Annotated in this window: 8 protein-coding genes and 1 pseudogene; 4 read left to right on the top strand and 5 right to left on the bottom strand. The window is 69.0% G+C overall.

Annotated features, from left to right (window positions below):
* Nucleotides 1-911 (top strand): annotated as a pseudogene (locus tag QQK63_RS17460) (hypothetical protein); the annotation flags it as partial.
* A gap of 255 nt (nt 912-1,166) precedes the next feature.
* Here the strand turns inward: QQK63_RS17460 and QQK63_RS17455 are convergent.
* Both QQK63_RS17455 and QQK63_RS17450 read right to left on the bottom strand, forming a co-directional pair.
* Nucleotides 1,167-2,183 (bottom strand): SUMF1/EgtB/PvdO family nonheme iron enzyme, encoded by a 1,017-nt coding sequence (locus tag QQK63_RS17455; RefSeq protein ID WP_277828714.1) that lies wholly within the window; start codon nt 2,181-2,183, stop codon nt 1,167-1,169.
* 4 nt (nt 2,184-2,187) lie between these two features.
* A complete protein-coding gene (locus QQK63_RS17450; RefSeq protein ID WP_277828715.1) occupies nt 2,188-3,909 on the bottom strand; it encodes a hypothetical protein in 1,722 nt (573 codons plus the stop codon).
* Nucleotides 3,910-4,261: 352 nt separating this feature from the next.
* Here QQK63_RS17450 and QQK63_RS17445 point away from each other — a divergent pair, with 352 nt between their 5' ends.
* The 3 genes from QQK63_RS17445 to QQK63_RS17435 all read left to right on the top strand — a co-directional run bounded on the left by QQK63_RS17445 (nt 4,262) and on the right by QQK63_RS17435 (nt 7,267).
* Entirely contained in the window at nt 4,262-4,837 is a 576-nt protein-coding gene (locus tag QQK63_RS17445; RefSeq protein WP_277828716.1) for a tetratricopeptide repeat protein, read from the top strand.
* 334 nt (nt 4,838-5,171) lie between these two features.
* Nucleotides 5,172-6,647, top strand: coding sequence for a hypothetical protein (locus tag QQK63_RS17440; RefSeq protein ID WP_277828717.1), 1,476 nt, complete (start codon nt 5,172-5,174; stop codon nt 6,645-6,647).
* Nucleotides 6,644-7,267, top strand: coding sequence for a DUF3726 domain-containing protein (locus QQK63_RS17435; RefSeq protein ID WP_277828718.1), 624 nt, complete (start codon nt 6,644-6,646; stop codon nt 7,265-7,267). Before QQK63_RS17440 ends, QQK63_RS17435 begins: the two co-directional genes overlap by 4 nt.
* On the opposite strand, the gene QQK63_RS17430 is transcribed toward QQK63_RS17435, so the two are convergent.
* Genes QQK63_RS17430 through phnE (QQK63_RS17420) form a run of 3 tightly spaced genes read right to left on the bottom strand, consistent with a single transcriptional unit; the run spans nt 7,264 to nt 9,670 of the window.
* On the bottom strand, nt 7,264-7,881 hold the full coding sequence (locus QQK63_RS17430; protein ID WP_277828720.1) for a DapH/DapD/GlmU-related protein: 618 nt from the start codon (nt 7,879-7,881) through the stop codon (nt 7,264-7,266). The genes QQK63_RS17435 and QQK63_RS17430 overlap by 4 nt on opposite strands.
* Complete coding sequence (phnE, locus tag QQK63_RS17425) at nt 7,878-8,738, bottom strand: phosphonate ABC transporter, permease protein PhnE (RefSeq protein ID WP_277828722.1); 861 nt, start codon at nt 8,736-8,738, stop codon at nt 7,878-7,880. Before phnE (QQK63_RS17425) ends, QQK63_RS17430 begins: the two co-directional genes overlap by 4 nt.
* A complete protein-coding gene (gene phnE / locus QQK63_RS17420) occupies nt 8,735-9,670 on the bottom strand; it encodes a phosphonate ABC transporter, permease protein PhnE (protein WP_277828724.1) in 936 nt (311 codons plus the stop codon). The genes phnE (QQK63_RS17425) and phnE (QQK63_RS17420) overlap by 4 nt, the downstream gene beginning before the upstream one ends.
* Nucleotides 9,671-9,680: the final 10 nt, after the last annotated feature.

Below are 9,680 nucleotides of genomic sequence, written 5' to 3'. Positions count from 1 at the left end.
CGGTCTGCGCCCTGATGCTGCAAAAGGGGATCATGATCGAGGGCGGCATCGCCACCGCCTTCGGCTGCCCGTTCGAGGGCGTGGTGCCCCCCGAACAGGTGGCCCCGCGCGCGGGCGCGAACCCCTGTTCGCGCCAATTGGCCCGCGATATCCCGCGCCGCCCGAACCGGGCGGCCGGAGGCGCGGCCGTCATGGCGGCCGTCGGCAACGGCAGCGGATCGTCGCGCGACAGCGCGCTGGCGACCGAGGCGCTCCGCGGCAATATCCCCGACCACCTGCGCGACCTGCAACCGGTGCGGTTCGCCGGAACTGTGGGCGGACGGCAGACCGAGATCACGATCTGCGTCACGCCCGATTACCTTGCCATCGGGTCGGATGCCGATCATGTGCGGGTGCCGCTGGGCCTGCCCGCCGCGCTGCGGGTGGCGGAAGGCTACGGGATGATGCTGCCGACGACGCGGATGGTCGATGCCATCTATGCGCAGGCCGATGTGCGGGTACAGCCCTCGCCGATGCCGCCGACCTCGGCCATGTCGTCGACCGAGTATTTCCTGCGCCACAACCAGACCGTTGCGGCGCAATTCGCCCGCGCGGGCGCGCGCCCCGGCCTGCTGGTCGCGGGCCACAAGAAGGATGTGGTGATCGCCAATCGGCTGGCCAATGCGCCGGGTCGCGTGGCGATCTATGGCTGGCACCGGTCGAACGGCGACCCGATCCAACCGCTGTCGACGGTGCATGGCGCATCCTATGCCGATTACAGTCACGGGATCCGGCTGGTCGCGCGGACCGCCTATGTCGACGGGCGCGCGGTGGATTTGCGCGGGCTGTTGACCGACGGGCAATACGCGGGGCTGTTGAACAGCGACGGGCCGCTGAGCGGAACCACGGTGCGGTTGGCCGCGCTGCGCTGATCCTTGCATGACGGGACCGGTGGTATGGCAGTTGGGGGCGCTGCCCCCGTCGCCTGCGGCGCCTCCCCCGGAGTTTTTTTCCAAGATGAAGAGTGTTAGGCGCGATCGGGCGCGGGGGTTAGGCCTGCGCACGGCCCCCGAACGTTGGGATGAGCCGGGCGTTCGGCACGGGTCTGTCCTTTGGGCAGGACCAAGGGTTGGCTTGCTGCCCCGCGCGCGGGCTGACGCAAGGCTTGGGTGGTTTGGCGCCGCGCCTCAGCCCACGTCGCGGAAGCAGCGGAAGCCGAGGTGATAGTTGCGGTGGCTGCCCTCCGCCATCACGCGGGTGCCGTGCCAGAAGGGCGCGCGCCAGCGGGCCCAATGTTCATGGGCGCGGATCGTATCCCAGATGAACCACGAGCCTTTCATCTCGGTCACGCCGAGCGTGGTCGAGCCGCGGCTGGCCATCTGATCCTCGGAAAGCGGCAGGTTCATGTGTTCGGCGGCATTGCCGTCGATGTCGAAGACGCCCAGGGGCGAGCGGCATTCGGGGAAGGAGCCGGCCGGATAGGTGTTGGAGCCGCAGCCCGTGAAGCTGCCGCCATTGCACGACGCGTTCTTGAAGCTCCCGGTGGCGCAGACGCCCGAGCGCCAGCTGCCGATGGAATAGGTGCCCGACGTGTTGGCGTAGCGGGAATTGTGCAGCGAGCGCATGGTGTTGACGGCGGCCGAGGCCCCCATCCCGCGGATCCGGTCGAAGGGGTAATCGGGCGGCAGGAGCTGACCTGCGGCGGCGCCTTCCCATTCATGGGCATCGCCCATGCGTTTGCCTTCGGCGGCGCAGAGCTGGGCGGCCTCGTTCGCGCGGACCCAGACGACCGGGTAGACCATGGGAATGTTGGGGTATTCGAACATATCGGCGCAGACAGTCGCGTCGCGCGGGCTTTGCGTCGCGGGATCGTAGAGGGGGACCATGAAAGGTTCGCCGCAGATCCGCTCGTATTCCCGGTTGCGGTAGCTCGATTGCACCTGCGCGACCGAACCGCCGAGGCGGGCGGCGGCCTCTTCGGGGGTGAGCGGGTGTTGGGTGACGGCGGGGTTGCCCTGCCCCATCCAGCCATTGGGCGAGGCCGCGAAGATCTGGCGCACGCGGCTGATCTCGGCGGAGGAGAGGCCGCGGATCTGTTGCATCTGCGCGAACATCGCCTCGTTGCGCTCAGTGAGTGTCTGGGCCCCGGCAGGCAGCGCCAGAAGCAGGGCCGCCAGCGCGGTCTTGAGGATCGGTCGGATCATGGCGTCAGTCCCTCCGCACAAGGTAGAAGAAATCGCGGTTGTCGGGGGCGGCGATGAAACGGGGCACGCCGCCCGGATCGGCCTCGGACATGCCGCGCACGAGGTGGCGGGTTTCCAGGTCGCCGCTTTGCCGGGTGTAGAGGGCCATGTAGGTCAGCTCCTGGCTGTTCATGTCCAGAAGCATCGCATAATCGCATTGATAGGCCTGGAAGGTGCGCGCCATGCCCGAGGGGGTTGCGGCGGAGAAATAGGCGTAGATCAGGAATTGCCGCCCTTCGACGCTGCGCAGGCAAGCCCCCGCGCGCAGCGTGCGCAGGTTCGCCTCGGCCGAGCCCGACCAGTTGCCGCCGCCCCAGGAGGTGACGCGGTCGCCCGGCACGCCGTTCTCGATCAGGGGGACGCCGTTCTGGCGGGCGAAGACGAGGCGGTCGCTCAGCGCGGCATCTTCCTCGGTCCAGCTGCGCATCCCGATCGTGCCGTCATCGAGCACGTAGAGCGTGGCGAGCGTCGGCCAGAGCCGGGAGAAGGTCACGCCATGGGTGAGAAAGCCGTAATGGTGGCCCCAGTTGAAGGTGGCGTAATCCCCGAAGCGCCAAGCGCCGTGTTCGCGCTTGAACCCGCCGGTGAAGGTGGCGGCGACGGTTTCGTAGAGCACGGGCGAGAGCATCCCGTTGAACACCAGCGGATCGGGTCGGTCGAACCCGTCGGGGCCCGGGCCCTGATTGTGGCGGCCCGCCCCCGAGGGGCGCGGCGACCAGCCGAGCGCGGGATGATCGGTGCCGATCTCGTAGCCGAGGTCGAAGCGCGACATGTCGAAGGCCACGAGATAGACATCGGCGCGGTTTTCCACGCCATCCAGACCGTTCGCGCCGGGGACGGAGAAGACCTCGCGCGCGATCATGCCGGGTTGCATGACGCTGGCGTAGATGCCGGGCGCATCCGTGACCTCGTACCAGCTGCCCGCGGTCATCGCGCCGCCATCGGTCCCGTCGAGGTCGAAGCCCATGGCGGGGCGCATCGCGGGGGTCTGCGACAGGAGCGCCGTTCCGAGGAGGTCGACGCCGCTGATCTCGGCCTCGGTCTCCAGCCCTTCGGAGGAGACCATGAAGGCATCTTCGAAGAAGGCGCCCTTGATCAGGTTCACGATCTGGTCGCCGAAGACGACATTGTCGCGCAGGAATTGCGACACGGCCTCGCGCGTGGTGCGGTTGCCGCGCACGGGGTTGCGCAAAAACAGCGCCCAGTCACAGACCGGTGCGAAGGGCAGATCGGTTTCGGCGGCCGCCGCAAGCGCGCCGTTTTCCCAGGGCGCGCAGGCGGTGGTCAGACCGTCCTGATCGAGGAGAAGCGCAGGCACGCCGCCCTCTGTCCCGAGCGAGATCTGGGTGAGCGCGGGATCGGCGTTTTCCAGATGATAGCTGCGCGGGCGCGCGCCGGGGGCCGTGATCTCGACCACGAACCATGAATTCACCGCCGGATTGACCGAGGTGAGGCGAAAGTTGGTGCCATCGGCCCCGGTCGCGGTCTGGGAGTTGCGCAAGGGGTTCAGCGCGAAGACGGAACCGGGGACCGCAGCGTCGTATTGCGCCTGCTGGGCTGCGAGAATGTCCGCGTCGGGCAGGCCGATGCCCTGCGCCGCGACGCCGCCCATGCCCGAGACAAGGAGCCCGACAGACAGGCACAGGGCGCGAAGGGGAACGGGGCGGTACGGCAAGACGGCGGGCAAGACAATGATCCTCGATGCGAAACGGCGGCAGGCGACGGGCCGAAATGGGCCATGACCAAGTGTTGCAACAACTTGCCGCGCGGCGCAACGCGGCTGCGCGGACGCGGGGCGGAAAAGCGGCGGGGCGCGGCGGCGATGCGCGAAAAGGGACGTAGGCCAACGCGTGGTCGCCTGACCCGGCGCAGGCGTCAGGGCGCGACGTTGACCGCGTTAACCGAGTGTTAACCGATCCCCGCAAGGGTGGCGGGTGGGGGATGTCGATGCGCCGGATCGGCCCGGCCCGCGTTCGGCGGGGCGGACGGGACAGTTGCGCGCCGCTGTCCGCCCGCCGACACACAATGAGGGTTTGGGAATGGCGCGTCATACGGCAATCGACGATGCGGAGGGGCTTGCAACCGGGGCGGAGGGCGCGACGGCCCGGCCGGAGGGGCGCAGCGGGGACAAGATTGACGTACCGATCCCGGGCAAGGGCGGGCATCTGTTGATTCGGGCGCTGCTGGGCCGGGGCGATATCGCTGCGGCGCTGGCCCGCGCGCGGCGGGCGCGCCTGCCCGACCGACGGCCCGATGCGGTCGATTTCCTGATTGATCTGGCGCTGAACGCGGGGCGGATCCAGCTTGCGCGCAGCATCCTGGCGCATGTCGAGGGCGAAATACCCCCGACGCAGGAGGCGCATATCCGGGCGCGGATCGCGCTGTGCGACGGTGATCTGGACGCGGCGATGGCGATCCTTGTGACGGCGGTCGAGGCGCAACCGGGCGCGACGCTGCTGCGGTCGCTGCTGGCCGAGGTGATGGTGGCCGCCGGGAACGCGTCGGATGTGCGGGCGGTGTTGTCGATGCTGGGCATGGCCCCGGTCACCCCCCCGGTCCGGGACGGGTCGGAGGCGGCGCCGGATCGTACCGGGACGGACACGCGGCTGGGGTGACGGACGCCGGATTGGTTTGACCTGCCCTGCAACCCGGCCCATGCTGCGGGGGCGGGACAACGGAAGGCGGGCGCACGATGGGCTGCGGCACGGCGGGGACGGATGGACCGCGAAGGGTCGCTTGCGGCGACACGCCAGAGGCGGGGAGTCTAGGCTTGGCGCTGCATCCGCTGCGGCGGGCATCGGCGCGGGACGCGGCGTGCAAGACATCCGCGCAGGGCGAGGTGCGCAAGACATCACAACGGACCTTGCGCGAATGAGCGGGGCGGGCCCGCCCCCGGCCCGAGGGTTGCGCCCCCCGGCGCAGGTCATGCAACTGGCACGGTTGGGGGACATGCGGCCCTGCCGCTTGAGTTTCGTGCCGCAGCTTTTGCGCCGCCTGTCCCTGTCGGGACGGGGCGTCGAGCGCGTCTTGTTTGCGTGTGACGCGGAGGGGCATGGGCGCGCGGTCTATGTGATCGATCTGGGGACCCGGCGCTATGCGCTGGTTGCCGTCAGTGCCGGGGATGGGATCGGCGTGGCGCTGCATGAGGGTGTTCCGGGGGCGGCGGCGCTGGCCCGGTTGAGTGGCTGTCTTGGCGGACCGTGGCCGTTCCGGGTGAGCGAGACGGAATTGTGCGTGGCCCGGTTGGAGCGTGACGCGATCCTGTGGCCCCATGTCGTCGCGGCGCTGGCCCAAGGCGCACAGCCCCGGCCCGAGTTGGTCGCGCAGGCGGGTGCGCTGGTCTGGACCGGAGCGGTTTTGGCCGCGGGCAAGGCGGGGACGACGGACCGGGATCTGATCGCGGACAGGGCCGAGCTTCATGCGCCCTATCAGGCGGAATTGCTGATGTTGTGGCTGGCGCGGTTGTTGGCGCGCGACCTGTGCGAGGCGATGGCCGCGGCACGGGGCGGCGCGGGGGCCGTGGCCTTGGCGCAGGGGCCGGCGCAAGCGCTCGGTGTCGGCCTTTGGGCCGGGCTGGGGATGGCGGCCTTTCCGGTGAACCATCCTTGTCTCTTCAACACATGGATGATGGCGCGCGAAGAGGCGTTAGGGCGGGTACGGGCCTTGGATCAGGCGCAAGGTCCGGCGTGGCGGGAGGTGGCCGAACGCATCGCGGCGACGGAGTTCGAGGGGCGCGCGGCGCTGCTGGCGCGGATGGAGGCGGGGCCTGCGGCGCGGGCACCTTGGGCCGATCTGGCGGCTTGGGCGGCGCAGGCCTTGCCGGTGGCCGCGCAGGAGGTTCTGGCCTCGGCCATGCTGGAGCCGCATGGCGCGCTGATCGACGGTCTGGGGCATTGCATGTCGGACACGCTGGACAGGGATTTCCGGATCGACGGGGCGCTGCCCGTGGGGCGGGTGCGCGCGCTGATCGCGGGGGTGCATGGTTGGGCGCTGGAGCGCGACTGGTCGGAGGTGTCGATGACCGCGCTGGCCTGGTCGATGACGGGCGACGAGCAGGACCCGAGGCTGGGCGCGCGCAAAGGCGGGCCGGGCGCACCCTTTGAACTGCCGCTGGCGGTCGTGCATGACGCGGTGCGGGCGTGGCGGGTGCTGGGGCGTTATCCCGACGAGACGCCTGTGGCGCAGGTTTTGCTGGATCATCCCGACCATCGCCGCGCGATCCGGCGGGCGCAGATCGCGGGCTTCGCGCCCTATGCCGAGATCCGCGAGAACCTGATCGACGCTGATCTGCGGCCCGAATTGTTGATCCGGGCGATGCTGGCGTTCCTCGGGGCCGAGGTCTGGACGGGGGGACAGGCCGACCGGGTGGCGGCGCGGGTGTTCGGCGGTGCGCCCTGCCCCGTCGCGGAAAGGATCGGGGGATGACCGACAGCCTGTCCTTTGGCGAGATCGAGGCCTTGGCGCGGCGGGCGGCACGGGGGGCGGGCCTGCCCTGGGATTTGGCGGACGAGGCCGGGCGGGCGGTGCGGATCCTGTGCGCGGCGGGGCTGGACGGGGCGGCGGCGCTGGCGGGGCTTTTGGCCGAGATCCGGGTGCGGCGCGATCCCGGTCTGGCGCCGGTGCGGGCGCTCGACCGGGTGTGGCGCGGTGCGGGGGGCGCGCTATGCCCGATCCGGACGGGCGCGTCGCTGAGCGACATGGCGCGGCTGATGCCGGCCGATGGTGTCGGGATGGAGGGGGTCTTGGTGCCGGTGCTGATCCTGCCCTTTGCCGCCGATGTGGCGCGGATGCTGGAGGGGCCGGTGACCCTGTCGTGGCGGGGCGGCATCCTGAGCCTCGGCCCCGAGGGGCTGCCGCATGCGGAAGGCATGGACAAGATGATGCGGGTTCATCAGACGGGCCTGCACCTGCATCCGGGCGGACCCGGATTGCCAGCCGCGAAGGCCCAGACGCGGGCAAGGCCCGAGCCGCGCGCCCTTGCCGCGCTGGAGGCGCTGGCGCGCCGGACCCGCGCGCCGGTCGGGGCGGCGGATGCCGGGGATTAGGGGCGGTATTTCTCGATGAAGGCGTCGATGGGCAGGGCGCGGAAATCGGGGATGGCCGCGCCGAAGCGGGCGTGGTCCCAATCCCACCACGCGATGTCCATCAGCGCTTGTTCCTGGGCGTCGGTGAAGCGGCGGCGGATGGGCCGCGCCGGGCTGCCCGCGACGATGGTGTAGGGCGGCACGTCGCGCGTGACGACGGCCCCTGCCCCCACCACGGCCCCTGTGCCCACGGTCACGCCCGCAAGCACCGTCGCGCCATGGCCGATCCAGACGTCATGGCCGATGGTCACCCAATGATCACGCCGCCAGTCGAAAAACTCGGCCTCGTCCGCGCCGAAGCCGTATTGGGCGGCGCGGTAGATGGCGTGGTGCTGGCTTGCGCGCCAGGTGGGATGGTTGCCGGGGTTGAGACGGACCATGTTGGCGATGTTGGTCCATTTGCCCACGGTCGACCAGATCACGTGGCCGAAATCGCAGATGTAGGAATAATCGCCCAGTTCGCACTGGGCGAGCTTGGTCAGGCGGCCCACCTCGGTCCAGCGGCCGAGGGTCACATCGGCCCCGATCTCCGCCTCTGGGTGGATGGTCGGGGCCTCGGTCAGCTGTTTGGTCATGGATCGTGCTTTTCTCCGATGGCCCAGAGGCGCACGCGCTTGGACAGCCAGTCAATGGCGAAGATCAGGACCAGCACGTTCAGCACCACGAAGGCGACCTGATCGTAAAGCTGTGCGCGGAAGCGTTCGATGATGATCATCCCGATGCCGCCTGCGCCCACGATGCCGAGGATGGTGGCAGACCGCGTGTTGCTCTCGAGGAAATAGAGCGATTGCGAGATGAAGACCGGCAGGACCTGCGGGATATAGCCGTAGCGGATCACGCCGAGCTGGCTTGCGCCGGTGGCCTTGACCCCTTCGACCTGCTTGCGGTCGATGTTCTCGATCGCCTCGGAATAGAGTTTCGAGAGCGTGCCGAGGTCCGAGACGAAGATGGCGAGAACGCCCGCCAGCGGCCCGAGCCCCACGGCGCGCACGAAAACAAGGCCCCAGACGAGGCTGTCGATGCCGCGCAGGATGTCGAGGATGCGGCGCACGATCTGGCGCACGATCATGACGGGCATGACGTTGCGCGCGGCCAGAAAGCCCACGCCCAACGCCCCGATGGTGCCCAGAAGCGTGCCGAGAAAGGCCATGGCGAGCGTCTGGGCGATGCCGACATAGATCTGGCGATAGGACCAATCGGCCATGTCTTGCCAGACCACGAAATTGCGCAAGAGGCGCAGCACGCGGTCGGAGGCGTCGAGGAGCCGCCCGAAGTCGAAATACCACAGCGAGCCGATGACATAGAGGATGGCAAGGATCAGCGGTGCCCAGCGCCGGAGCGTCCGCAGCGGCGTGTCGAAGGCGCCGGGATGGGAGGCGCGCAGGCCCGCCACCTGATCCTCGGTGACGGCGGAGAGGGAGGCGATGCTCATGCGAAATTCTCCCGCCCGATATAGCCGAGGCGGATCCGCTCGGAGATCAGGTCGATGATGGTCACGGTCAGCACGACGAGGATGAGGACGGCCATCACCCTGTCATCGGAATAGAAGGAGATGACGCGGTTGAGTTCCTGCCCGATGCCGCCCGCGCCGACGAAGCCGATGATGGAGGAGGCGCGCACGTTGATCTCGAAACGCAGCATGGCGTAGCTGAAGAAATTCGGCGCGACCTGCGGGACGACGCCGTAGGCCATCTTTTCGGCCCATGTGCCGCCGACGGCGGTGATGCCTTCGATCGGGCGGGAGGAGGCGTTTTCATTCACCTCCGCGAACAGCTTGCCCAGCGCGCCCGCCGTGTGGATCGCGATGGCCAGAACGCCCGCCAAAGGGCCGATGCCGATCATGAAGACGAAAACGAGCGCCAGAAGGATTTCCGGGATGCCGCGGCAGATCTCGAGAAAGCGGCGCGAGAGCCAGTAGACCCAGCTGTTCGGCGCAAGATTTGCCGCAGCCGGAAAGGACAGGACGAAGGCCACGCCCGCGCCCATAAGCGTCGCGGTGATCGCCATCAGGATCGTTTCCCAGATCAGCGCGACATAGGTCCAGAAGTCGGTGTACCAGAAGGTAAGCGAGCCCGGCACGGCGCGGCCATCCTCGGCCCGGCCTTCGAAGAGCAGGTTCCATTGCAGGTCGGGCAGGATCGTGGCGAAATATTCGAAGATGCGCGGCAGGCCGTTGGCCAGACGTTCGGGGTAGAACTGGCTGATCCAGACCGACAGGCCGAGGCAGACGAGAAAGGCCAACAGCGCCACGATGTTCCAAAGCCGTTTGGAGGCGCGCAGTTCGGCCCGGTGGCGTTCATAGGTGGAGACAGCATCGCGCGGGGCATCGCCCGGCACGCCGTCCGCGGCATTCGCATAGGTCATGAGGCTGCCC

Origin of the sequence: Roseicyclus marinus, from assembly GCF_030163795.1 — a bacterium.
GTDB classification, from domain to species: Bacteria; Pseudomonadota; Alphaproteobacteria; order Rhodobacterales; family Rhodobacteraceae; genus Roseicyclus; species Roseicyclus marinus.
The sequence above is the reverse complement of the archived record's forward strand: the minus strand, read 5'-3'. Positions and strand labels throughout refer to the sequence as shown.

Bases quoted from the DNA above. Each gene is read 5' to 3' on its own strand.
- QQK63_RS17430 (WP_277828720.1), bottom strand. From the start codon at position 7,881: ATGACCAAACAGCTGACCGAGGCCCCGACCATCCACCCAGAGGCGGAG.
- QQK63_RS17445 (WP_277828716.1), top strand. From the start codon at position 4,262: ATGGCGCGTCATACGGCAATCGACGATGCGGAGGGGCTTGCAACCGGG.
- QQK63_RS17455 (WP_277828714.1), bottom strand. From the start codon at position 2,183: ATGATCCGACCGATCCTCAAGACCGCGCTGGCGGCCCTGCTTCTGGCG.
- phnE (WP_277828722.1), bottom strand. From the start codon at position 8,738: ATGAGCATCGCCTCCCTCTCCGCCGTCACCGAGGATCAGGTGGCGGGC.
- QQK63_RS17435 (WP_277828718.1), top strand. From the start codon at position 6,644: ATGACCGACAGCCTGTCCTTTGGCGAGATCGAGGCCTTGGCGCGGCGG.
- QQK63_RS17440 (WP_277828717.1), top strand. From the start codon at position 5,172: ATGCGGCCCTGCCGCTTGAGTTTCGTGCCGCAGCTTTTGCGCCGCCTG.
- phnE (WP_277828724.1), bottom strand. From the start codon at position 9,670: ATGACCTATGCGAATGCCGCGGACGGCGTGCCGGGCGATGCCCCGCGC.